The sequence below is a fragment of the Macrococcus animalis genome (assembly GCF_047425875.1).
GTDB lineage: Bacteria > Bacillota > Bacilli > Staphylococcales > Staphylococcaceae > Macrococcoides > Macrococcoides animalis.
In genome coordinates this window covers 2215851-2240398 of the sequence record NZ_CP179727.1, presented here as the reverse complement: position 1 = coordinate 2240398, position 24548 = coordinate 2215851, and the positions used below count along the sequence as shown (strand labels likewise).

Sequence of the window (24548 nt, the reverse complement as noted above, 5' to 3'; positions counted from 1 at the left end):
GATCTACAAGGGGAGTGTTCGCTGCACTCCTCTTTTCACATTCATTTTACAATGTTTCATATTATAAATCAAAAATTATTAATACATTGTATTAATTAACCTATCATTCAAACTTTCAATATTATATCGAAAATTTAATTATTATAAAGTGGGATATGTGCTAAATATATATATTTATTTGTATTCTTTTTCTAATGATATTTTAAACGTTCAATTTCACCTTTGAAATATGGACACCATTCTCCATCAATCTTCCACGATGCTTTGAAATAACTAGGGATACGATAGCCTTCTTCATTTGTAATATAGCGACTACACTCAGCTTTCCAAGGGTAATCATGAATGATACCTTTACTATCCATGCATGGTCGGTCTAAAGTTTCAAAAGATATCATTTCATTAGATGAATTAAACGAAAATATACCACTTAATTCATAGTGAGCATCTTTATAGATGGCTTTCACTTGTTTATCATTAAGGGCTTCAAACTCAAAATGTTCATTTAATAAGACAGTTGGAATTAAAAAGCTTTCAGCAAGATATGTTAATATTGATCCTTTTACTAGGTCTTCAGTTTCATAATTAAAGATTTCAAATCGTTTGAATAATTCACCCTGCATTTTTGCTGTATTTTTTTGAAATAATCCAAACCATTGAAAGGTACACCAAACATCATACCCTCCAAAAAGCCATACGGTGCATTTGATTAACATCGTATATAACATGATAATTCAATTTCATTTTCTGTGTATTGTTCATTGTAAAATCTGCTTTTTTAAAATACATTTCATATAAATGACGTTCAGGTTTGTTTAAGAAACCGGATTTTTTCAAATTTTTAACGATGACTGCAGGAAAATGCTCATAATCTTTAATATCCATCAATTTCGTCTCTTTATTTGAAGCTTCCATTTTAAATTTTTCAGATTCAAAAACTTGTTGTAATTTAGACTTTGATTGATATAGGTAAACAATTGATGAACCGATGACTGCAGGGATAGCCAAATTCTTTAAAAATTTCATTATGAACCCTCCTCTATTTTTCTTTTCAAGTTCATTATAATACGAAAGAAATATACATTAAATCTATTGTAATGATGTTCATAAATAAAACAAAAGGTATTCAGGTTTCTCCTCTTTCATTACAACTTCGGATTTTTACCATATCGATTACTATCTTCATTTGAACTTTGTAATAGTAATATCGAAATAATGAAGTTATAAATCCAAAAGACTACTACTGAAACGATGAATATATTACTAATATAAGCTTCAGGATCATTTGGCATTCTTCCAAACATTTGACTTAAGAAATTAGTGTTATTTAGATTTAAGAAAATATTTAGTATTGAGTAAATCAAATAAGAAATCGTAGTTATTACACCGTGATATGTCTTTATCCCTACGTCATGTAATCTTCGTATTGTAACGCCTAGTGTTGGTAATAAAAAGACGATAACAAAGCTTAGCTTAACAAATGCCGCAATTTTATCAGAAGTTTCATACGGAATTTTTTGTGTCTCTGTAATAATGCCTAATAATAATAATATACTGAAAATAATTAAAAAGTTAATAATCATTGGCTTCCAATATTCAGCCATTCTTGATCTCCCAGTATACTTAAATGTATTACCCCAATATAATTTATAAGCTTCTAACCATCCCATTTGCTTTTCCATAGTTAATCTCCTAATTATTAATTCTATATTTTAACTATATTTTACTATAAATAGAGAAATATGTTCGGAAATCATGGATATTTAAGTTAATTTTAAGGAAAGAAAAACACCTACATTATTTTGTAGGTGCTAATATTTATATATCCTGACTTCTCATCTTATTTAGTTCTGTTTCTTGTTTCTTGTTATATGCCTTTCTTGCAGCTTCATATTGACCACCTAGAATAATCATACCTAAAAAATAAAGTAATAATACTGCCCAAAATGGCCATTCATTATCTATCCTATAGAAATAAACGGCATATACTGTACATGCTAAAGGTACAATAAGTCCTAACCATTTATATTTTGTTGAAGATAACATATAATGCGCACCACATATAGATGCAAAAATTAAAATTCTAATAATGAAATCCATAATATTAATTCTCCTTTTCGTTATTGTACAAACTAATTAATTTTTTAGCCTCTTCTAAACTAATCTTCTCATCGATAGCAAGTGACTTAATGTAACTTACAAGTCCAGAATTTTCTTCTTTTGATGCTAACTCTACTTTTTGAATCAAACTGTTCAATCTTATTCTCACCGTTGGATAAGATACATCATACATTTTTGCTATGCTTTTTAAAGATCCTGACTCAATAACAAAGTTTTTCATAAATTCAATGTCTTCTTTATCTAATTTTAATAACCATTCTGGAATTTCATTTCTGTCCATAAGCTACCTCCCTTACTTATATATTAATATTATACTTAGAATAATTCAATAGTTTTATAATAAAATTATTAATAATATTAAAAAATAATTTAATTTTATCTAATTTTAGTGTATTATGAGTTATGAATTAAGTAACAAATTTTACAAAAGGAGATTTATTATGGTCGCAACTATCGAATTAATTTTTCTAATTGTAGTATTATTCGGAGCACAAAGATACTTATCATCTTTGGAACAAGGATGGTTAGGATTAGTACCTCCAGTAATTTTCACTATTTATATGTTTATAAAATTATATTATTTAAACGAAGAAATTGAATACTTTTGGTATAAATTAGCATCCGTTAATTTCGTTCTATTAACTGACTACTATCTCGGTCAAGAGAAGAAAAAGGTACGTCATAAAAAAGAACTTGAAAAAATGAAATCAAAAGACATTTAAAAGAAATTAATTATGTTTGCCCTAGTATATAAAAAAATTAGTAATCTATTTAAAAGTATTAAGAGCATTAATGTTTACGAACCAACATTAGAAGATATTTTTATTAACACAGGTAGCAACTAAATAATTATAATAGCAATCCATCATAATTTTTTTAATGATAGATTGTATTTTTACGTACAACTATTACGAAGTCAGTTTTACCTTAATTTCCCCGATCCCTCCACGCAAAAAAGCACCTACTCATTGTAGGTGCTCATATTCAATTACCCTTTGCGTCTAGAGATTAACGAATGCTCATTCATACTGAAAGTGCTACGTACACGCATCATTTGATCAATTCTTTCTTCAGCTAAGCGCTCTGCTGCTAATGCTGTAGAAATGTTATCTCGTTTCGCAATTTCAAACACTTTATCCATTTGGTCATAGATTTCATTAACTTTCTTCGTCGCACGGTCTTCATTATATCCATTTAATTCATCTGCTACGTTAATTACCCCACCAGAGTTTGCTACAAAGTCAGGAGCATATATAATACCTTTTTCTTTCAACATCGCTGCATGTCGTTCCATATCTTTTAATTGGTTATTTGATGATCCACATACTGCTTTAACTTTTAATTGTGGAATTGTTTCGTCATTTAGAATGGCACCTAATGCACATGGTGCAAAGATATCCGCTTCTACTGCATAAATTTCATCTGGCTTTACTGCTGTAGCACCAAAGTCATTTACCGCACGATCAATCGATTCTTGGAAGATATCCGTAACGATTAATTTAGCACCTTCTTCATGTAAATATTTACATAATGTATAAGACACATTCCCTACCCCTTGTACAGAAATCGTCTTACCTGCTAAACTATCATCACCAAATGCTTCTTTTGCTGTACGTTTCATCGCACGATATACCCCTAATGCTGTCATTGGACTTGGGTTACCACTTGAACCGTAACTTTCAGATAAGCCTACAACGAAATCTGTTTCTTCGTGCATAATATCCATATCCATTACCGTTGTACCAACGTCTTCTGCTGTAATATATCGGCCATTTAAACTTTGAATATAACGTCCTAATGCTCTAAATAATGCTTCTGATTTATCTTTCTTAGGATCACCAATCACTACAGTTTTTGCACCACCTAAGTTAAGTCCAGCTGCTGCATTTTTATACGTCATTCCACGTGCTAAACGTAATGCATCTTCAATTGCTTCTTCTTCTGATTCATATGGCCACATTCTACATCCACCTAATGCTGGTCCTAATGTTGAATCATGGATCGCAATGATCGCTTTTAAACCACTTGCATTATCTTGGCAAAATACGATTTGTTCATAATCATATTGTTCTAATGTTTTAAAAATCATTTTATTTCCCCTTTTCATAAAATAATTATTAGGTTTAACATTTCCTATTTTACCTTAAATATTATGTTTATAAAACAAAAATATTTATTTTTTTATTCACTACTGTATATTTTAGAATTATTTTTGATATATTTGTTATTTACAATCGCCTATATATTGCTACTTTAAATTGCTAAAGGCTTACAAATCATTGCCTACACTTATTAAACTTCTTGCAAGTTATACATAACTATCATTTAATTATTATGTTAATATAATAATTAAATGGTGTTATATTTTGCTCACATTTCTGTTATAATGCTAGTGGTAGGTGAAATTATGAAAAAATTTATTGCACTAATGGTGTTGGTAATCCCAATTTACTTTGCAGGGCTCGGTATTAAATGGATGCGTGATGCTGTATTTGGTTTACTAGTGCCTGAATTACATTATATTTGGTTACAATTTTTTATTGGTTTTATTTTAATGATACTCGGTGTTAGTTTTGTTGGAGGTTATATTCTTCATATTGAAAAGAAAAGTAAACGTGCACAGGAAAAATTCTATAAAAAACAAGAGGATCATACCAATTGATGGTTGATCCTCTTGTTTTTTATAACATTGATTTAAAGTTAAGTACTTATTATTCTTCTGTATTTAACTGTTTCACATCATATTCTTTCTTCAGTTTAACAGCTAATTCAACTTCATCAGTTATAATGGCCTCAAGTCCTTCTTCTAACCAATATTGAATTTCTTTTGATTTATTGACAGTATATACGCGTGCTGGCAACTCATAACGCACGACTTCTTGTCTATTCTGAGCAGTCATATAACTCTTACCATATGGATGTACTGAGTTAATTCCGTGCGATTCCTTGTACATCCATGGTTCACCCATTTCTTTATCCGTAAGTAATGCTGTATGATAACTTGGATCCATGTGTTCTAATCTTAAAAGACTATCTAAATTAAAACTTGAAATAATTATGCGGTCTTTGATATTATATTTTTTTAATAGCTGTAGTAGATATTCTTCAAGTTCACTGTCTGTAATACCTTTAACTTCAATGTTTAATAACATATCAGTTGTAACTATCCAGTCCATTACTTCTTTTAAGGTAGGAACTTGCTCATCTGTTAACTTAAAAAGACCATTCTTATTACGTGCTTCTTTAATTTCTTCTAATGTTAACACACTAATCTTACCTTTTTTGTTTGTCGTTCTATTTAACGTTGAATCATGTATCACTATGATTTCATTATCTTTTGATAGGTGGATATCCAGTTCTATTCCATCTGCTCCATGCTCGTATGCTTTTTTAAAACTTAGCATCGTATTTTCTGGATAAAGTCCTGCATATCCTCTATGTCCAATAATTTTAGTCATGATTATCCTCCATTAAATAGTCTAATAATTCACCACTTGTTGGTTTACTCATTTTTCCACATCTACCAAATACATCTTGAAGGCCATTTTCCCACGCTTTTTCAATTGCATGGCGTATTGAGCGTTCTACATTTGCATTTTTTACATTATTCTTTTCAGCGATTTTTGGATATAACTCAATCGTTAATTGAACTTTGCCTCTTCTGTCTTCTTCGCTTCTTAATGACAATATTTCAATCGCATCATGAATATATTGAGTTCCTTTATGTTTTTCTTTAAAACCCATTTGTTCTAATTTATTTTGTCTCATTACCGATTCATCAATGTTACATATCTGACAAATGCGATTGACAAATATATCAAAGTTAATTGGTTTCAAAATGAAATAATCAGCACCTGAATCCATTGCCTCAGACAATACAGAATCTTTTCCAAAAGCACTTAAACAAATAATCTTATAAGGATGATCTTTTGGAATATACTCTTGCAAAAGTGTAATTCCATCAATATGAGGTAATATAAGATCCAATAACAATAAGTCAAATTCACTTTCCTTAATCATATTTAATGCGTCTTTACCATTATGACTCATGCCAACTACTTGCATATTATGTTTTTCTATATGTGTTTTAATTGAGACTGCGAGTTCACGTGAATCTTCAATAATTGCAACTTTGAGTACCATACTTCTTCATCCTTTTTGTTCTATTTCTTATTTTGGTTGATGAGTTCAGCTGCATGTTCTAATGTCAATGGTGTTACTTCAACACCTGAAATCATACGTGCAACTTCCTTAACTCTAGATTCACCGTCTAGTTCTGTGACATGGGTTGTCGTTCTATCATCTTGTTCGATTTTCTCAATATAAAGATGTTGGTCACTTATTGCTGCTACTTGTGGTAAATGAGAAATACATATTACTTGAATGAATGTAGATATATCATACATTTTCTCAGCCATCTTTTGTGCTACTTTACCTGATACGCCAGTATCCACTTCATCAAATAGTATCGCGGTCTTACCTTTCGTTTCTGCAAATATACTCTTTAAAGCTAACATCATACGGCTTAATTCTCCACCAGATGCAATTTTTTCTAGCGGTTTAAGTGGTTCTCCTTTATTTGGGCTGATCATAAATTCTAACGATTCTATACCAGTCGGAGTCGGTTCAGTTTTAGTAAAGGCCATTTCAAAGTTTGCACTTTTCATTTCTAGATTATGTATTTCATCTAGTATTTCGTTTCTTAATTTCATTGCTACTTTGCGACGCGCTTTACTTAAATCAGCACCAAGAGATAGTAATGTAGATTTCAGCAACTCAATTTCTTTAGTCAATTGAGATGTCGATTCTTCTATATTTTCAATCGTTTTAATTTCTTTTTCCAATTCTTCTATAAATGGTAACAGTTCAGGTAAACTTTTACCATACTTTCTTTCAAGAAATTGTATTTCATTCATACGTGTTTCTAATTGATTAAGTTCATTCTCATCATATTCATTTTGTGTCATTTCATCATGTAACGCATGCTTAGCATCATCAAGAATATAGTATAATCCTTCTGATTCTTCTAAAGTCTTATTAAATTTATTGGGTAATATTTCATCAATTTCTTTTAATGAAGTGTTAAATTCAAATAATAAATCTAATATTTGAGATTCTTCACTTAAAAGTTTTACTGATTTTGTTAATGCATCGTTTAATTTTTCATAGTTTTGTAAACGATTAATTTCTTCTGTCAGTGTTTCTTTTTCAGTTACAATAAGTTTCTTTTCACTTAATTCTTTATGTTGATATTTAATCAAATCTAAACGCTGTAATAGCTCTTCATCTTTTTGTTGTAAATTTTTAAGTTCGTTTGTTTTTTCAATAAAACGATTATATGTTGACTGATAGTTCAATAATAAGGAATCGTATTGACCCTTTGCATAATCATCTAATAAAGTTAAATGAAATTTAGGCTTAAGTAAGGTTTGCGTTTCATGTTGTCCATGAATATCTAGAAGTTCTTGCATAATACTTTTCAGTTCTGAAAGAGTTACCATTTGATTATTAATCTTGCAAATACTTTTACCTGTCTTTAAGATTTCTCTTTTAACAAGCATAAAGTCATCTAATGGAATATCTCTCGCAATCAACATTTCCTTAACGCGTGGGTTATGATCAATATCAAAGATGCCTTCAACAATCGCTTTATTTTCACCATGTCGAACAAGGTTCTGACTGGCACGCGTACCAATTAATTGACCGATTGCATCAATAATTATAGATTTTCCAGCACCAGTTTCTCCACTCAATACTGTTAGTCCATCTTTCAATTCAATTTCTAATGCTTCAATTATTGCAAACTGTTTGATTGATAACGACAAAAGCATAAATAGTCCTCCAATTAAAGCATGTTAAAAATACGTTCTGTAATCAATTCCCCTGCTTTTTTATCTTTACAGATTAATAAACAAGTATCATCACCACAAATTGTACCTATTACTTCTTCCCATTCTAATTGGTCTAAAATTGCACCTATAGATTGAGCGTTTCCTGGTAAAGTCTTTAATACAAGCAAATTATCTGCACTATCTAATTTGACAAATGAATCCATTAAGTAACGTCCTAATTTATCAAGTGGATGGTACTTTCTATCACGTGGGAGTGAGTAAATATATTGTCCACTTGGTGTTGGGACTTTAATAAGTTGCAGTTCCTTAATATCACGTGAAATCGTTGCTTGTGTCACATTTAAATTATATTCGTTTAATTTCTCTACTAAATCTTCTTGTGTTTCGATTTGTTGGTTTGAAATAATTTCACGAATTTTGATTTGACGGATTGTTTTGTTCGCCATTCCATGCGCCTCCTTGTGTCTGTATAATTATACAAATAATTTTAGCATACATACAAATTAATGTATATCAAAAAACCACTGATAAGTTATCAGTGGTTTAATGATTTAACGTATCAAATGCTTGGTTAACAATTGTTTCATTTGCATGATTATTCCAAACTAATTTTTTTGTAGAATTAATATTTGGAATATCGTTAAGTGTATATACTCCATGTAATAAATATTCAATATTACCTTTCTGACCCGTTATCGGTGAAAAAGTAATATCTTGAACTTTAATATTTAATGTTGTACATAGCAATGTTATCTCTTTTAAAACATGAATGTGTTCACTTTTATCGTAAACAATTCCTTTTTCAACATATTCATATCGTGCTTCAAATTGTGGTTTTATTAGCGCAATAATTGTCGTACCATCATTAACAATTTCTATTAGTTTTTTAAGAATAACAGAAAGAGAGATAAAACTAACATCAATTGTTACAAAGTTCGGTAGTGGATCAAACTGATCTTTTGTCACATATCTAAAGTTAGTTTGTTCCATCACAGTAACTCTTTCATGAACTCTTAATCGATAATCTAATTGGTTAGTTCCAACGTCAAGTGCATAGGAATGTTTCGCTCCATTTTGTAAAGCACAATCTGTGAAACCACCAGTTGATGATCCTACATCTAGGTGGATTACATCTGCTAAATTTAAATCAAAGTGATGAATAGCTTTCTCTAATTTATATCCACCACGACTAACATATTTTTTACGTTTGTCTTTCACACGTATTTTTGCAGTTACTGGATCAATTTTCTCACCAGCGGTATCAACTCGAATATTGTCATTATAGATAAGACCTGCCATCACTGCTCGTTTGGCTGTATCTTTTGTTTCATAGTAATCGTGATCTACAAGCCACTCATCAATTCTAATTTTTTTCATTTTTTCGCTTCAATGATTGCTTTATTTCGTTTATGATATTTGCTTTCGAAATGCCGATATCATTAAGTAATAATTCAACATCACCATGTTCGATATATTCATCATTAATTCCTATACGCTTTACATCAACATATTTGTGTTGGTCATTATAGTAATTCACGACAAGCGCGCCAAATCCACCACTTAATATCGATTCTTCAACAGTAATGATAGATTTATTTCCAGACGATAATTCGTCTAAGTACTCTGTATCTATAGGTTTAATAAAACGTGCATTGACTACTTCAATATTAATTCCTTCTTTTAATAGCTCATCACGTACTTCTTCTATGAGTTGTAAAGTTGGTCCAAAACTCAAAACTGCAATATCTTGACCTACGTGTACAGTCTCCCACTTACCATATGGAATAGTTTGAAGTGTTTCATCCACCTCAACGCCAATACCATTACCTCGTGGATAACGAATCGCAATTGGACCGTTATAGTCGTAGAATGCACTATGTAGCATGTGTCGTGCTTCATTCTCATCTTTTGGCATCATAATCGTAACATTTGGCATATGACTTAGGAATGGAATATCGAATACACCTTGGTGAGTTTCACCATCAGCTCCAACTAATCCTGAACGGTCAATACCAAAGATAACATGTAAGTTTTGACGATCTACGTCATGTAACAATTGGTCATATGCACGTTGTAAAAATGTAGAGTAAATCGCTAAATAGGGTGTCATACCATTTGCTGCTAACCCTGCAGCCATTGTCACAGCATGCTGCTCAGCAATACCAACATCAAAGAATTGTTGTGGTAATTCAGCTTGAAACTTAGTTAATTTACTACCAACTGGCATTGCAGGTGTAATTGCAACGATTTTTTTATCATTTTCAGCAAAACTTTGAACTGTATCACTAAATATTTGACTCCATGCAGGTGCTTTTGAACTTCCTTTTACTTGTTCTCCTGTTTCTAATTTATAAGGTCCAAGTCCATGCCAAGTACCGATTTTGTCATTTTCAGCAGGTCTATAGCCTTTCCCCTTTTTAGTAATCACATGGACTATAACTGGGCCATTTATACGCTTAGAGGTTTCAAATGCTTCTTTTAAATCATTGAAGTTATGGCCATCAACTGGTCCGACATATTTTATTCCTAATTCTTCAAAAAATACACCTGTCACAACTAAATACTTTAAACTGTCTTTAATTCGATCTGCCGAATCTCGCAATTTATGTCCACCTGGTAATTTGCTTAAGAAACCGTCAATATCTACTTTAGCACGATTATAATTCTGGTTCGTACGTAAACGACCGAACATATTATGCATTGCACCTACGTTAGGTGCAATACTCATCTCATTATCGTTTAATACGATTGTCATATCCGTTTTATCGTGACCAATATGATTTAAGGCTTCTAACGCCATTCCACCAGTTAAAGCACCATCACCAATTATCGGCACAACATCATAATCTTCACCCATGATATCACGCGCTTTCGCCATACCTATTGCTGCTGAAAGGGAAGTAGAAGAGTGGCCCGCTTCCCAAACATCATGTGGACTCTCGTTTAGCTTTGGAAAACCACTTAAGCCCTTATATTGACGTAATGTATCAAACTTATCTCCACGACCTGTAAGAATTTTATGGATATAAGCTTGATGTCCTACATCAAAGATTAATTTATCTATCGGACTATTGAAACTTCTATGCATTGCGATTGTTAATTCAACAACACCAAGATTTGCCCCGATATGCCCCCCAGTTATTGCACACTTTTCTATTAAAAATTGACGAATTTCGCCACTTAATTCTATTAATTCATCATTTGTTAAATCTTTTATAAACGATGGATCTTTTATTTTTGATACATCCATGAATTCCCCACCTACATCTCTTTTACTTTAATATGCTTCTTATTATATCATTGTTTGTGAATCCATGAAAAATAAAAAAAGCCCTTTATAGGCTTTTATTTATTTCGCTTAACAATAAAAACAATCAAATCGATAAGTGATGTCTTATTTGTTGCAATTGTTTCGACAATTTCGATTGTATCTTTTAATATTTGATCTAATTTTTGTTTTGAAGCTTCAAGTCCAAGGAGTGAAACATATGTACTTTTATCATTTTCTATATCACTACCTACTGCCTTACCAATCGATTCAAAGTCACCTTCAACATCTAAAATGTCATCTTTAATCTGGAACATTAAACCTATATTACGACCAATTTTATCTAATGCATCGCGTTCTTTTGTATCGCTATTTAAAATGATTCCTGCTGCGTATATTGATGCATGAATTAGATCTCCAGTTTTATGATGGTGAATTGTTTCTAAAGTCGACATATCAATTGTTTTATTTTCATTTTCCATATCTAACATTTGTCCCGCAACCATGCCATTAGAGCCTGCAGCATTAATAAGAAGTGACATTAATTTAATCTTAGTTTCATTGCTATATTGGCTAAATAAAATTTGATTAAAACTATCTGTAAGCAAAGCATCACCTGCTAATATAGCTGTAGCTTCTCCGTACACTTTATGATTTGTAAGTTTTCCACGACGATATTCATCGTTATCCATGGCTGGCAAGTCGTCATGGATTAAAGAATATGTATGAATCATTTCAACAGCAATCCCAAATGGTAATCCATCTTCAGGTCGTCCACCTAAACTTTCTAATGTTGTCATCAATAATAAAGGTCTAATGCGTTTACCACCTGCTTGCAATGAATACCTTATTGATTCATTCAACAATTCAGAAAGCGCTTTTTGTTGATATAATCCGTCAATTGATGCATTGATTAAAGCAATGTGCTCTTTATTCATTTATATCCGCCTCTTGAAGTTTCTCAATCTTTTGTTCCGCTTCTTTTAGTTTGTCTTGACAAGCTTTAGATAATTTTACGCCAGCCTCATATAATTCAATTGATTTTTCTAAAGATACTTCTTCATTATCCAATTGCTTCACAATTGACTCTAATTCACCCATCATTGTTTCAAAGTCTTTAGCCATGATTATCACTCCTACTCATTTGACTTTTCTGTAACCTTACCAATAATTTTGCCATCTTTCATTTCAATTTCTATTGTGTCACCAACAGATATATCGTGTGTCGAACGAATAATCGTATTATTGTATCGCGTGATACTGTAACCACGAAGTAAAGTTTCGGTCGGACTTAAGCTACTAAGTAACGCAAGTTGTGATTGGACTACTGATTGTTTCATCGACATACGATACTTAATTGTACGCTCCATTTGATTGTGTTTATTTTCAATTAGCGTTTGATGTTGCTTCACTTTGTCTCTTAACATTTTAGGAGATATTTGTTGACTCAAAAATGCCACACGGTGATGTTGTTGTTGCATTATAGTGCTCATCATATACTTTATCTGATTTTGAAAATCATCAATGCGTTGCACTTTTTGTTCAACTAGCATATATGGATTTTTAAATATATAATAGCTTTCTAGTTGTGAGAGTTGCTGCGTATAATTTCTCATTACAGCATTCATCTTATGGTCCATAAATTCCCGTGCCTGATTAATTTGTGCAATTAATTCTCGGACATCAGGAGTTGCTAAAACTGCAGCACCTGTCGGTGTAGGTGCCCTAAAATCTGCTACATAATCAGATAAAGTTGTATCCGTCTCATGTCCTACAGCAGATATAATCGGTGTATTTGAGTTAAATATCGCTTCCACAACGATTGCTTCATTAAATGCCCATAGATCCTCTATAGAACCGCCACCACGTCCGACTATAATAACATCTGCTCCAATAGAGTCGGCATGATTTATATTTTTAACGATATCTTCTTTCGCACCTGTACCTTGTACAAGTGTCGAAATATAAGTCACTTTTGCAAGTGGGTATCGATTACTTAACGTCGTTCGAATATCTTGCACTGCAGCACCGGTACTTGCTGTCAGTACTGCAATATGCTTTGGATATTTGGGCAACGCTTGTTTATGTTCTGCATTAAAATAACCTTTATCTTGAAATGATTTTTTGAGTTGTTCAAATTTTTCATACAATAACCCAATTCCATCTAGTGTCATCGTACTGACATAGAGTTGATAATTTCCACGTGCTTCATATGAGGAAATTCTCCCCCTAATTAAAACACTATCTCCCTCTTTAGGGATAAAAGATAAGCCGGAAGCATCACGACTAAACATCATACATTGAATAATGGCACCATTATCTTTTAAAGCAAAATAATGGTGGCCACTTGAATGGCGTTTATAATTTGAAAGTTCTCCTTTAATATAAATGTCTTGTAAATAAGGGTCTCTATCAAATTTTACTTTAATATATTTACTTAACGCGCTTACCGTTAAATACTTTTCCATTTTATCACGACGCTTTGTTTTTTATTATTTCACTTAATACACCATTAATAAATTTATAACTTTCATCGTCGCTGAATATTTTAGCTAAATTAACTGCTTCGTTGACAACTACTTTGTCTGGTGCATCAGTGTAAAGTAATTCATATGTACTCATTCTTAAAATAATGCGATCAATCTTATTAATGCGATCTAACGTCCATTGCTTTAATTGTGGCATAATTTTTTCATCAATTGCTGCTTCATTTTCTTTTACACCGCGTACAATTGTTTCACAAAAGGCATCTTTCAAAGGAGCTTCAACGATAAAATTTGTTGCTTCTTCAATAGTGATATCGTGTTCTTTTGTTTCTAATTGGAATAAAATTTGAACTGCGTGTTGTCTTGATTCTGTTCTTGACATATATTTCTCCTTCAAAAATTTAGAGGATGCAAGCATCCTCTAAATTAAATTTCTTTAAATTTTACATTAACAATATGAATGTTGATTTGTTTTGGACTTATCGCCGTCATATTACCTAATGCATTTTTAATTGATTGTTGAACAAGTGTTGCTGTTTTAGAAATCTTTGTACCATAATCAAATGCGCAATAAGCATCGATAATGATTTCATCGTCTTTAACATCAACGTTAACACCTTTTTGGTTTTTAACACCTAATTTATCGAGAGATTTGTTCTTTTGAACAAGTGATACACCTTTGACTTCAGATACAGCGATTGAAGCGATAACCTCAATTACACTTGGTGCAATTTCAACAGTACCTAAATTGCCTTTTTTATTTGTTTCAATCATTGATATATGCCTCCCATCTCATAATAATACTATAACATGTTTTTAGTATAATATTAAATGCAAAATAAAAAAACGCAAAAGCGCTTTTTTATGAAAGTATTTCATTCTGTTCTAAAAATTTCGTACTATAATTATTTGATTTAAATACATTGTTATCCATTAATGCAATATGGAAGGGAATAGTCGTGTCTACACCGGTAACAACAAATTCGTCTAATGCACGTTTTGCACATGCTATTGCTTCAGCGCGTGTTGGTTGATGCACGATAAGCTTCGCTACCATTGAATCGTAAAAAGGAGGAATCTTGTAGTTCGTGTAACACGCAGAATCTATCCTAACACCGTAGCCGCCTGGTACAACATATTGTGTAATGAGTCCTGGAGATGGCATAAAGTTTTTGTATGGATTTTCAGCGTTTATACGTAATTCAATCGCATGACCTGATAGTTTTATGTCCTGCTGATCAACTGTCAATGCTTCACCAGACGCAACCTTTATTTGCCATTTCACTAAATCAATACCTGTTACCATTTCTGTAACTGGATGTTCTACTTGAATGCGTGTGTTCATTTCCATAAAATAATAATTATTTGATGATAAATCATAGATAAATTCCACGGTGCCTGCACCTTCATAGTCTACTGCTTCTGCTGCACGTACTGCTGCTTTTCCCATTGATTCACGCGTTGCCTCGTTTAAGATAGGTGAGGGTGATTCTTCAACTAATTTTTGCATACGACGTTGAATCGTACAATCTCGTTCACCTAGATGAATCACTTTACCAAATTGATCTGCTAATACTTGAATTTCAATGTGACGGAATTCTTCAATGTATTTTTCTAAATACAATCCTGGATTACCAAAAGCAGTAGCTGCTTCTTGTTCCGTCATCATATAACCATTACGCAATTCTTCATTGTTTCGAGCGACACGAATCCCTTTTCCACCTCCACCAGCTGTAGCTTTAATAATAACTGGATATCCCATATCATTTGCTAGTGATAAAGCATGATCAACATTATCAAGTAAACCATCACTTCCAGGTACAACAGGTACATTCGCTTCAATCATCACTTTTTTTGCGACATCTTTTATTCCCATTTTCGAAATTGAATAATGACTCGGACCAATAAATTTAATTTGGCACGCTTCACACATTTCAGCAAAATTTGCATTCTCAGCTAAGAAACCATAACCAGGATGTATTCCATCACAACCTGTAGAACTTGCGATCATTAAAATATTTGGAATATTTAAATAAGAATCTTTCGACTGTTTAGGACCAATGCAATACGCTTCATCGGCAATTTGAGTATGTAAGGCGTCACGGTCTGCCTCAGAATACACAGCAACAGACTGTATATTTAACTCTTTCAATGCTCGAATAATACGTACTGCGATTTCGCCACGATTCGCTACCAATACTTTTTTCATCTACTTCACCTTAAATAAAGGTTGTCCGTACTCAACCATTTGTCCGTCTTCAACTAGGACTTCAATAATTTCTCCTGAAATTTCTGCTTGAATTTCATTAAATAATTTCATCGCTTCTAAAATACATACTGTACTATCTGGATTTACCTTATCGCCGATACCTACATAAGGCGCACTTTCTGGCGATGGTGATTTATAAAATGTGCCTACCATTGGCGCATTAATTGTCTTGCCTGTCTCAACTTCAGCTTCTTTAGGTACGTGTGCAGTAGCTTGTGGTACTTGCACATTTTTATGTAGTGTTTGTGGTACCTCATAAACAGATTGAATCGGTGCATGTAGTATCTCTTTTTCTTTTTTAATTACAATTTTATAATCGTCTTGCTCCAAATTTAATTCTGTTAATGTGTTTGATGCGTCGATTAAATCAACGAGTTTTTTAATTTCTTCGAATTTCATGTTGAACCCCTTTTATACAAGATTTTAAGACTAGTTACTAATTTATTTTATCTTAGTGGTCAGACCAATACAAGAAAAAAATAAAAGACATGCAGTTTGCATGCCTTTTAATAAGATTTATTATCCGCGTGATACGTATGATCCATCTGTAGTATTAATAATTAGTTTATCACCTTGGTTGACAAATAAAGGTACATTTAACGCATATCCCGTTTCAACAGTCGCTTGTTTCGTTGCACCTTGCGCTGTATCTCCTTTAATACCAGGTTCTGTTTCAGTTACTTCTAAAGTAACAGTGTTTGGTAATTCTACTCCTAAAGTTTCACCTTCGTACATTTGGATGTGAACTTCCATGTTTTCTTTCAAGAATTTTAATTCGTATTCAATTGTGCTTTCTGGTAATTCTAACTGTTCATAAGATTCGTTGTCCATAAATACATGTTGATCACCAGATGCATATAAATACTGCATACGTTTATTATCAATTTGAGCTTTCCCTACTTTTTCACCGGCACGGAAAGTTTTTTCTTGGATTGCACCAGTTCGTAAATTACGTAATTTAGAACGAACGAAAGCCGCACCTTTACCTGGTTTTACGTGTTGGAATTCAATTACTCTCCAAATTCCGTTTTCTACTTCTATTGTTAAACCCGTTTTAAAATCATTTACTGAAATCATTAAATTTCCTCCTCATTTGCTCTCTTATAAAATAATAAGGTCTTTTGTTGAATGTGTAAAGCGCTTTAGACCATTTTTAGTAACTAATACATCATCTTCAATACGAACACCACCTAAACCTTCAACATATATCCCAGGTTCTAACGTAACGCACATATTTTCTTCTAATGTATGAGGGGATTTATATGATAACATAGGCCCTTCGTGTACTTCTAATCCAATACCATGACCTAATGAATGACCAAAGTTATCTCCATAGCCATATGAAGCGATAACGTCACGTGCAATTTTATCTGCTTCTATACCAGTCATTCCAATCTTGACTTCATTTAGAGCTTTCAATTGAGATTCTAATACAACATTATAAATCTTAATCATTTCTTCACTCGGTTCACCTACAGCAATCGTACGTGTAATATCAGAAATATAACCATTATAAATTGCACCGTAATCGAATGTAATCATCTCACCAGATTGAATGACTTTATCACTTGCCACTCCGTGTGGTAATGCTCCACGCACACCACTTGCCACTATAGTATCAAATGATGAACTTGTTGCGCCCAGTTCACGCATCTTCATTTCCATCATATTGTTAATTTGCATTTCAGACATACCTGGTTTTGTAATTTCCAAAATGTACTCAAACGTCGCATCTGCAATATCAGCAGCTTGTTGAATGATTTCAATCTCATATGGTTCTTTAATCATACGAATTTTTTCCACTTCTCCTGCAATATTTACTAATTCATAATTAATATTTAATAATGATTGATGTTGTTGATAAGTAATTAAATCCCCTTCAAAACCTACCGTTTTATACCCATTTGCTTGAATAAAGCTACTAATTTCCTCTAAAATTGGCTTCTCATGCTTTACGATTTCAAAGTCAGGTGCTTGTTTTGATGCTTGTTCTGTATACCTAAAATCAGTCATTAAAATCTTTTTGTCTTTTGACACTATTAATGCTCCACTTGATCCTGTAAATCCTGATAAATATCTGCGGTTAAATGGTGAAAGAATAACTATTGCTTCTACTGCTTTGTCGTTGAATAATTGATTCATTTTTTCGAATTTCATTTTTTTCTTCCTCTCTATATAGATAAGCATTTTTATACCAATATATATATGTTACCATATAAACAGATACTATTTGAATTGAGGCGTGACATTTATGAAGAAATTAATATTACTATTATCTACCACTTTAATCCTTACAGCATGCGGACCTTCTGAAACAGAACAGCTCACTAAAGAAAAAAATGACTTAAAAAAAGAAGTTTCAACTGTTAAAAATAAACTCGATAACGAAAAAACAAAGCGTGTATCAAAAAATAATACATTAGCAAGTATCGAAAGCGAATTAAAACAAGCAAAGAGTGGCAATACTATTACAAATGATTTATACACACAAAACTTCAAAGATTATGCTGCGAAGTTAGGGACTGCATTCGAATCATATGCAAGTATAGATACCAAAATTGATCAAATCAATAAAAATTCATCTGTAGCTTTAAAGCTAGGTGAAGTAAAAGCAACCATTAACGACGCGATTAGAACATATGAAGCACCCTTTAAAAAATCAAATCCACCAGAAGCATTTGAGGAAATTCATAAACAAATTGAAGATGCAAATAAAAACATGAAAAAAGCCATTTCAAAAATTGAAAAAGGTTATGATAAAAAAGACAAAGCTCTATTGAATGAAGGAAAGGAAACATTACAAAAAGTAATTGATCAGTTTAATGAGATACAATTCCAATAAATGACATAAAAATGGTGTGAATCCAATTAGAATCACACCATTTTTTATTTTTTATAGGTCCACTCATCACTTTTATATTTCTCAATCAACCGATTTGTTTCCTCAATTAATTCTTCTGTCAGTTCATATGGTACTAATGATTTATTTAAACCTTTTTCAAAACCTCTATAGAATGCTTCTTCCATCATTTCAATCGTGATTTTTCTCTCTGTCAGATCTTGAATACTCACAGCTTTAGAATAAAATGCTTTTTTCATTTTATCTTTCAAACGTGGATTTTGGTAGACAAATAAATCAAACAATTCATCGACATCAATAGATTGTAAAATCGACCCATGCTGCAATATCACACCTTTTTGTCTCGTTTGTGCACTGCCAGCAATTTTACGCCCCTCAACAACTAATTCATACCAACTAGGAGCATCAAAACAGACTGAACTTCTAGGATCTTTTAATTTCGCACGTTTTTCTTCTGTATCTGGAACTGCAAAATAGGCATTGAATCCTAGATCAATAAATCCTTCAAGCAATCCTTGAGAAATAACACGATAGGCTTCTGTCACAGTCTTCGGCATTTCCGGATGACCTTCTGGTACAATTACACTATAAGTTAACTCTTTATCATGAAGTACCCCGCGCCCACCTGTGGCACGTCTTACGAGACCATATCCTCCTGCTTTCACCTTGTCTAAATCGATTTCTTTTTCTAGTTTTTGAAAATAACCGATGGAAAGTGTTGCCGGATCCCAACCATAAAAACGCACAATTGGAGGTAACTTACCTTCAGAAACAAAATTTAATAATGCTTCATCTAATGCCATATTAAAATATGGATCATTTTTCTTTGTGTTTAAAAATAGCCATTCTTCTCTTTGCTTATTTTCCATTATAAAACTCCCAAATAGTAATAAAAACAAAATAAAAGTAAAATAACTTTGAAATCATATGATATAACTACTATAATAAATCTATGATTACAAAAGGAGGACTACTAAAATGACAATATGGTATATTTTAGGAATCGTACTTCTTGCTTTGTTAGTCTACATTCTAATTAATTACTCTATCAATCGTAAAGCTGTTACTGAATTAAGTCAAGATGACTTTAAAAGCGGTTTAAGAAAAGCACAGCTTATTGATTTACGTGAAAAAGCAGATTTTGATTATGGACATATTAACGGTGCAAGAAACATTCCTATGACGATTTTTAGAACAAGAATGTTAGGTCTACGAAAAGATCAACCGATTTATTTCGTTGATGCCAATGGTATCTCAAGTTACCGTGCAGCACGTATGCTTAAAAAACATGGTTATTCAAATCTTTATATGTTGAAAAACGGTTATAAAGATTGGAAATATGATTTAAAAACAAAAAAATAATATATTTGCTTTAAAAAAGAGAGGACAAATTTTTGTCCCCTCTTTTTTTATAGCCATTCTAATTTCTTTGATATTAACATATGATTTTTATCTTTATCTGGAATAATGTAACCTTCTCTTTTAAATCGATTAATCATCTGGCTTGTTGATTCCCTTGAAACACAAATCATACGACTTAATTGCGTTACCGTAATGATATTCCTAAGACGATAATATTCACCTTTTTCAGTACCTACTTCTTTTCCCAAATATAGTAATAATGCAATTACTTTCTCTTCAATCGACTTTCCCGCATATAAAATCATCCGATTATCTTCAGATTCCATTACGCGACCCATCTCTTTAAACAAATGAATCAATATATGGTTATATTTTTTCGATAAAAATTCTAACGCTTCTTTTTGGAAATACATGATTTGTGTTTTATATAATGCTTTAGCCGTTTGTCTGTAATCTGTTTCTGAGAATAATGCAGACAATGGTAAAATCTGTGGACGATGAACGAAAATATCCATTTCATTTCCATGACTATCATTTGTTTCGAGCACAATATAACCATGGATTAACATGTATAGCTTTTCTGATTGATCACCTTGCTGATATATTATTTGTCCTGGTTTAACATCTTTCAAATAAAGATAATCTTTTATTTCTTCAATTTCAGATATCTCAGCTTGTATAAAATCTGCAAACTGTTTTACTCGGTGTTCAAATAAATCAGACTTACTACGGTTATTTAAAATCATAAATTACCTATCCTTTATTTCGTAATGACCGTACCTGCTGTACCTTCAAAAGCTTTATAAGCATTTTGTAAATCAGTAATAATTACTTTTTTATCTTCTCCACTATTTACAAATTCAATAGCAGCTTCGATTTTAGGTAACATACTACCTTTAGCAAATTGACCTTCAGCAATATATTCATTTAATTCATCTAACGTAATATGCTCTAACATCTTTTGGTCCGGTTTATTATAATTTAAATATACATGGTCTACCGCTGTCAAGATTAATAATATATCTGCATTTACAAGTTCGGCTAATTTTTCTGACGCAAAGTCTTTATCAATAACTGCTTCAACACCACGATATCCTTCTTCTAGGCGTACAACCGGCACACCACCACCACCACAAGAGATTGTAATATTGCCATGATCTACTAAATCATTAATGATTGGTGCTTCAATGATATTAATAGGATGTGGGCTCGCTACGACTTTACGCCAACCACGTCCAGCATCTTCTTTAAATGTTATACCAGGATTAGCATCCATTTCTTTTTTTGCTTCCTCTTCTGTAAAAAATGGTCCGACAGGTTTTGTTGGATTCTGGAATGCTTCATCATTTGGATCAACTTCAACGCGTGTAACAATTGTAGCGACATTACGTTCTAAATGACAATGATCTAACATCTTAGAAACTGCATTTTGGAACCAATATCCAATCATTCCTTGGCTCATGGCACCACAAACATCAAGTGGCATCGCAGGTGTCATCTCTGAATCACTTTCTTTTTGTTGAATTAACATCGCTCCAACTTGAGGTCCATTACCATGAGAAATAATTACTTCAACGTCATGCATTACAAATTTTTCTAATTCACTTACTGTATTTTCAATCGCAAGTTGCTGCGCTTCACTTGTACCTACTCCAGTTTGAATAGCATTGCCTCCTAATGCTATTACAACACGTTTATTAATCATTTTGTTTCCTCCTTGTTCATTCGAGTTTAAATTTATAGTTTTTTATATTTAGAACACTGTAATTTTGCCAGTTACGATAAAGTAAATTGCCGCTATTGTTAATATAGTTAAGCCAATAAATAAGCCTTTATCTATACCAGAAATCGGTTTATTGTTTGCTTTTTGTACTTTTTGATATACAAGGATGCCTGGGAAATAAAGTAACATTGTAAGTAATAAATACTCTAAACCTGCTGCATACACTAACCAAATCGCATAAATTGAAGCGACAATACCGATGAATAATTGTTTACCACTTTGTTTATGTTTCATTGCATATTTCACTTGATAAAATGCACTAAAAGCATATGGAATTAAGATTGCTGAAGATGCAAGTGAGAATGCAAAGTTATATGCTTTATCTGTGAATATTAAAGTTAAGAAGAATAATTGTACTAAAATGTTTGTGATTAATAATGAATTGACCGGAGCATGGTTAGCATTTTCTTTACCAAACCAAGCAGGGAATACATTATCTTTAGCTGCTAAGAATGGAACTTCACCAGCAAGTAACGTCCATCCTAACCATGCACCCAATACTGAGATTATAAGCCCAATATTAATAAATGATGCACCCCATGGACCTACAATTTGTTCTAATACTGCAGCCATTGATGGATTTGACAGATCTGCAATTTTACCTTGTTCAACAACACCTTGTGCTAAAATAGTAATTAACATATAAGTAAGTAATACAGCAATTAAACCAATCAATGTTGCTTTACCTACATCACTTCTACTTTTAGCACGACTTGAGAACACTACTGCACCTTCAATACCAATAAAAACCCATAAAGTTACTAGCATTGTACTTTTTACTTGAGTCATTAATGAGCCCATATCAAAGCCATTGCTAACTCCTTTTGTCATGCCATGAAAACCAGCCATAAATGTATCAAAGTTAAACCCAATAATAATCATTACGATGAATAAAAAGATTGGAATTAATTTTGCTACAGTTACTACTGTATTAATAAATGTCGCACCTTTTACACCTTTTAAAATTAAGAAGTGTACTAGCCATAAAAGAACAGATGCTGCAATAATACTTGGAACATTTGCCCCACCTTTGAATACTGGTAAGAAGTTACCTACAGCTGTCATGAGTAATGTACCGTATGCAACGTTTCCTAAAAATGCACTGATCCAATATCCCCATGCTGAGTTAAATCCCATGTAATCTCCAAAACCTGCTTTTGCGTAGTTATAAACGCCTCCATCAAGTTCTGGTTCCATTGTTGTTAAATTTTGAAAACTAAATCCTAATGCAATCATCCCGATTCCTGTAATAACCCAACCGATAATAATTGCGAGTCCACCTGCTGAAGCTCCCATGTCACTAATTAAGTTAAAGGCGCCGCCACCGATCATAGAACCGACAACCATTGCGACAAGTGAGAATAGACCTAATTTTTTACTGTCTTGTTCACTCATTTTCATTCCCTCCAATTTTTGTTTGATATGTATTACTAAAGAGGCAATACGCCTCTTTAGTCTTGGAATGAATCATATGTTTGTATTATTTTTCTTCCCCACATAAAGCTGCCATTACTGCTTTAATTGTGTGCATTCTGTTTTCAGCTTGGTCAAACACTCTAGAATGTTTACTTCTAAATACTTCATCTGTTACTTCCATTGCATCTAAGCCGTATTTTTCTTTAATATCTTTACCATAAATCGTTTCTGTATCATGGAATGCTGGTAAGCAATGTAAGAATAATACATCTTCGTTGCCAGTCTTTTTAATCATATCCATATTAACTTGGTAAGGTGTTAATAATTCGATACGTTCTTTGAATTTATCTTCTTCACCCATTGATACCCATACGTCAGTGTAGATTACATCTGTACCTTTTACTGCTTCTTCAACATCATCAGTAATCATCAATGTTCCACCGTCAAGTTTGCAACGTTCGTTTGCGATATCAATTACATCTTGTTCTGGGAATAATGATTTTGGTGAACAAATTCTAATATTAACACCTAGTTCAGCACCAGCAACCATGATTGAGTTCGCGACGTTATTACGGCCATCTCCAACATATGTGAAGTTAATGCCTTCTAATTTACCGAATTTTTCTTTAACAGTTAAGAAGTCTGCTAACATTTGAGTTGGATGCCATTTATCAGTTAAACCATTCCATACTGGCACGCCTGCATGTTCACCTAATTGTTCAACAACTTCTTGAGAGAAACCACGGAATTCAATACCATCAAACATACGCCCTAATACTTTAGCAGTATCTTCTACAGATTCTTTTTTACCTAATTGAATATCATCTTTACCTAAATATTCAGGGTGAGCACCTAAATCAATTGCTGCTACTGTAAATGCACAACGTGTACGTGTTGATGCTTTTTCAAAAAGTAGTGCGATACTTTTACCGTCCATATATCGATGTGGAATTCCTTTTTTCTTCATGTCTTTTAATGTTTCTGCTAATTCAATGAAATATAAGAACTCATCATGTGTAAAGTCCATCTCTTTTAAGAAATTTTTGCCATATAATTCTTTTCTTAATAATTTACCTGTTAACATTTTATTTTCCTCCTTATTTTCTTGCTTCATTATTTAAGTTCTATGATTAT

30 protein-coding genes are annotated in these 24548 nt (G+C 32.4%); 4 read left to right on the top strand and 26 right to left on the bottom strand.

The features are described from left to right. Positions 1-191: 191 nt before the first annotated feature. From ACMGE9_RS11855 to ACMGE9_RS11835, 5 genes are all read right to left on the bottom strand, one after another. Complete coding sequence (locus ACMGE9_RS11855; protein ID WP_414042971.1) at positions 192-620, bottom strand: DUF6920 family protein; 429 nt, start codon at positions 618-620, stop codon at positions 192-194. 52 nt (positions 621-672) lie between these two features. Then, positions 673-1023 (bottom strand): hypothetical protein, encoded by a 351-nt coding sequence (locus ACMGE9_RS11850; protein WP_414042970.1) that lies wholly within the window; start codon positions 1021-1023, stop codon positions 673-675. A gap of 119 nt (positions 1024-1142) precedes the next feature. Then, on the bottom strand, positions 1143-1679 hold the full coding sequence (locus tag ACMGE9_RS11845; protein WP_414042969.1) for a DUF805 domain-containing protein: 537 nt from the start codon (positions 1677-1679) through the stop codon (positions 1143-1145). Between the two features lie 136 nt (positions 1680-1815). Continuing rightward, on the bottom strand, positions 1816-2097 hold the full coding sequence (locus tag ACMGE9_RS11840; protein ID WP_414042968.1) for a hypothetical protein: 282 nt from the start codon (positions 2095-2097) through the stop codon (positions 1816-1818). A 4-nt stretch (positions 2098-2101) separates the two neighbouring features. After that, positions 2102-2398, bottom strand: coding sequence for a DUF2089 family protein (locus ACMGE9_RS11835; RefSeq protein WP_414042967.1), 297 nt, complete (start codon positions 2396-2398; stop codon positions 2102-2104). A gap of 160 nt (positions 2399-2558) precedes the next feature. Here ACMGE9_RS11835 and ACMGE9_RS11830 point away from each other — a divergent pair, with 160 nt between their 5' ends. Beyond that, positions 2559-2840 carry a hypothetical protein gene (locus ACMGE9_RS11830; protein WP_414042966.1) on the top strand — a complete coding sequence of 94 codons (282 nt, stop codon included), beginning with the start codon at positions 2559-2561 and terminating at the stop codon, positions 2838-2840. A gap of 266 nt (positions 2841-3106) precedes the next feature. On the opposite strand, the gene ACMGE9_RS11825 is transcribed toward ACMGE9_RS11830, so the two are convergent. After that, complete coding sequence (locus tag ACMGE9_RS11825) at positions 3107-4207, bottom strand: Glu/Leu/Phe/Val dehydrogenase dimerization domain-containing protein (protein ID WP_414042965.1); 1101 nt, start codon at positions 4205-4207, stop codon at positions 3107-3109. Between the two features lie 318 nt (positions 4208-4525). On the opposite strand from ACMGE9_RS11825, the gene ACMGE9_RS11820 reads away from it, so the two are divergent. Beyond that, on the top strand, positions 4526-4780 hold the full coding sequence (locus tag ACMGE9_RS11820) for a DUF2627 domain-containing protein (protein WP_414042964.1): 255 nt from the start codon (positions 4526-4528) through the stop codon (positions 4778-4780). Between the two features lie 49 nt (positions 4781-4829). Here the strand turns inward: ACMGE9_RS11820 and ACMGE9_RS11815 are convergent, their stop codons facing one another. From ACMGE9_RS11815 to ACMGE9_RS11745, 15 genes are all read right to left on the bottom strand, one after another. Further along, positions 4830-5576: a glycerophosphodiester phosphodiesterase family protein gene (locus tag ACMGE9_RS11815; RefSeq protein ID WP_414042963.1), complete on the bottom strand. Its 747-nt coding sequence runs from the start codon at positions 5574-5576 to the stop codon at positions 4830-4832. After that, positions 5569-6261 (bottom strand): response regulator, encoded by a 693-nt coding sequence (locus ACMGE9_RS11810; RefSeq protein WP_414042962.1) that lies wholly within the window; start codon positions 6259-6261, stop codon positions 5569-5571. The genes ACMGE9_RS11815 and ACMGE9_RS11810 overlap by 8 nt, the downstream gene beginning before the upstream one ends. A 20-nt stretch (positions 6262-6281) precedes the next feature. Then, positions 6282-7949 (bottom strand): DNA repair protein RecN, encoded by a 1668-nt coding sequence (gene recN / locus ACMGE9_RS11805; protein ID WP_414042961.1) that lies wholly within the window; start codon positions 7947-7949, stop codon positions 6282-6284. A gap of 14 nt (positions 7950-7963) precedes the next feature. After that, complete coding sequence (ahrC, locus tag ACMGE9_RS11800) at positions 7964-8416, bottom strand: transcriptional regulator AhrC/ArgR (protein WP_414042960.1); 453 nt, start codon at positions 8414-8416, stop codon at positions 7964-7966. A 97-nt stretch (positions 8417-8513) separates the two neighbouring features. Beyond that, entirely contained in the window at positions 8514-9347 is an 834-nt protein-coding gene (locus tag ACMGE9_RS11795; RefSeq protein WP_414042959.1) for a TlyA family RNA methyltransferase, read from the bottom strand. Then, the gene (gene dxs / locus ACMGE9_RS11790; protein WP_414042958.1) at positions 9334-11220 is read right to left on the bottom strand and encodes a 1-deoxy-D-xylulose-5-phosphate synthase; all 1887 of its coding nucleotides are present in this window, start codon (positions 11218-11220) and stop codon (positions 9334-9336) included. The genes ACMGE9_RS11795 and dxs overlap by 14 nt, the downstream gene beginning before the upstream one ends. A gap of 95 nt (positions 11221-11315) precedes the next feature. Continuing rightward, positions 11316-12176, bottom strand: a complete 861-nt coding sequence (locus ACMGE9_RS11785) for a polyprenyl synthetase family protein (RefSeq protein WP_414042957.1) — start codon at positions 12174-12176, stop codon at positions 11316-11318. Further along, positions 12169-12363 carry an exodeoxyribonuclease VII small subunit gene (gene xseB / locus ACMGE9_RS11780; RefSeq protein WP_414042956.1) on the bottom strand — a complete coding sequence of 65 codons (195 nt, stop codon included), beginning with the start codon at positions 12361-12363 and terminating at the stop codon, positions 12169-12171. The genes ACMGE9_RS11785 and xseB overlap by 8 nt, the downstream gene beginning before the upstream one ends. A gap of 11 nt (positions 12364-12374) precedes the next feature. Further along, positions 12375-13706 carry an exodeoxyribonuclease VII large subunit gene (gene xseA / locus ACMGE9_RS11775; RefSeq protein WP_414042955.1) on the bottom strand — a complete coding sequence of 444 codons (1332 nt, stop codon included), beginning with the start codon at positions 13704-13706 and terminating at the stop codon, positions 12375-12377. A 4-nt stretch (positions 13707-13710) separates the two neighbouring features. Next, entirely contained in the window at positions 13711-14106 is a 396-nt protein-coding gene (gene nusB, locus ACMGE9_RS11770) for a transcription antitermination factor NusB (protein ID WP_414042954.1), read from the bottom strand. A 44-nt stretch (positions 14107-14150) separates the two neighbouring features. After that, the gene (locus ACMGE9_RS11765) at positions 14151-14498 is read right to left on the bottom strand and encodes an Asp23/Gls24 family envelope stress response protein (protein ID WP_414042953.1); all 348 of its coding nucleotides are present in this window, start codon (positions 14496-14498) and stop codon (positions 14151-14153) included. 88 nt (positions 14499-14586) lie between these two features. Then, the gene (gene accC, locus ACMGE9_RS11760) at positions 14587-15933 is read right to left on the bottom strand and encodes an acetyl-CoA carboxylase biotin carboxylase subunit (RefSeq protein ID WP_414042952.1); all 1347 of its coding nucleotides are present in this window, start codon (positions 15931-15933) and stop codon (positions 14587-14589) included. After that, a complete protein-coding gene (gene accB / locus ACMGE9_RS11755) occupies positions 15934-16392 on the bottom strand; it encodes an acetyl-CoA carboxylase biotin carboxyl carrier protein (protein WP_414042951.1) in 459 nt (152 codons plus the stop codon). It lies immediately after the preceding gene. A gap of 120 nt (positions 16393-16512) precedes the next feature. Beyond that, positions 16513-17070, bottom strand: a complete 558-nt coding sequence (efp, locus tag ACMGE9_RS11750) for an elongation factor P (protein ID WP_414042950.1) — start codon at positions 17068-17070, stop codon at positions 16513-16515. Between the two features lie 24 nt (positions 17071-17094). After that, positions 17095-18150 carry a M24 family metallopeptidase gene (locus ACMGE9_RS11745; protein WP_414042949.1) on the bottom strand — a complete coding sequence of 352 codons (1056 nt, stop codon included), beginning with the start codon at positions 18148-18150 and terminating at the stop codon, positions 17095-17097. A 94-nt stretch (positions 18151-18244) separates the two neighbouring features. Between ACMGE9_RS11745 and ACMGE9_RS11740 the strand changes: the two genes are divergently transcribed. Then, positions 18245-18835, top strand: a complete 591-nt coding sequence (locus ACMGE9_RS11740) for a hypothetical protein (RefSeq protein WP_414042948.1) — start codon at positions 18245-18247, stop codon at positions 18833-18835. Between the two features lie 44 nt (positions 18836-18879). Here ACMGE9_RS11740 and ACMGE9_RS11735 read toward each other — a convergent pair whose 3' ends face one another. After that, positions 18880-19722 (bottom strand): biotin/lipoate A/B protein ligase family protein, encoded by an 843-nt coding sequence (locus ACMGE9_RS11735; RefSeq protein ID WP_414042947.1) that lies wholly within the window; start codon positions 19720-19722, stop codon positions 18880-18882. 109 nt (positions 19723-19831) lie between these two features. On the opposite strand from ACMGE9_RS11735, the gene ACMGE9_RS11730 reads away from it, so the two are divergent. Then, positions 19832-20215 carry a rhodanese-like domain-containing protein gene (locus ACMGE9_RS11730; protein WP_414042946.1) on the top strand — a complete coding sequence of 128 codons (384 nt, stop codon included), beginning with the start codon at positions 19832-19834 and terminating at the stop codon, positions 20213-20215. A gap of 47 nt (positions 20216-20262) precedes the next feature. Here ACMGE9_RS11730 and ACMGE9_RS11725 read toward each other — a convergent pair whose 3' ends face one another. The 4 genes from ACMGE9_RS11725 to argF form a co-directional block, all read right to left on the bottom strand. Further along, entirely contained in the window at positions 20263-20961 is a 699-nt protein-coding gene (locus ACMGE9_RS11725; protein ID WP_414042945.1) for a Crp/Fnr family transcriptional regulator, read from the bottom strand. 14 nt (positions 20962-20975) lie between these two features. Further along, entirely contained in the window at positions 20976-21920 is a 945-nt protein-coding gene (gene arcC, locus ACMGE9_RS11720; protein ID WP_414042944.1) for a carbamate kinase, read from the bottom strand. Between the two features lie 48 nt (positions 21921-21968). Next, complete coding sequence (gene arcD / locus ACMGE9_RS11715) at positions 21969-23393, bottom strand: arginine-ornithine antiporter (protein ID WP_414042943.1); 1425 nt, start codon at positions 23391-23393, stop codon at positions 21969-21971. Positions 23394-23478: 85 nt separating this feature from the next. Continuing rightward, the gene (gene argF, locus ACMGE9_RS11710; protein WP_414042942.1) at positions 23479-24498 is read right to left on the bottom strand and encodes an ornithine carbamoyltransferase; all 1020 of its coding nucleotides are present in this window, start codon (positions 24496-24498) and stop codon (positions 23479-23481) included. Positions 24499-24548 lie beyond the last annotated feature (50 nt).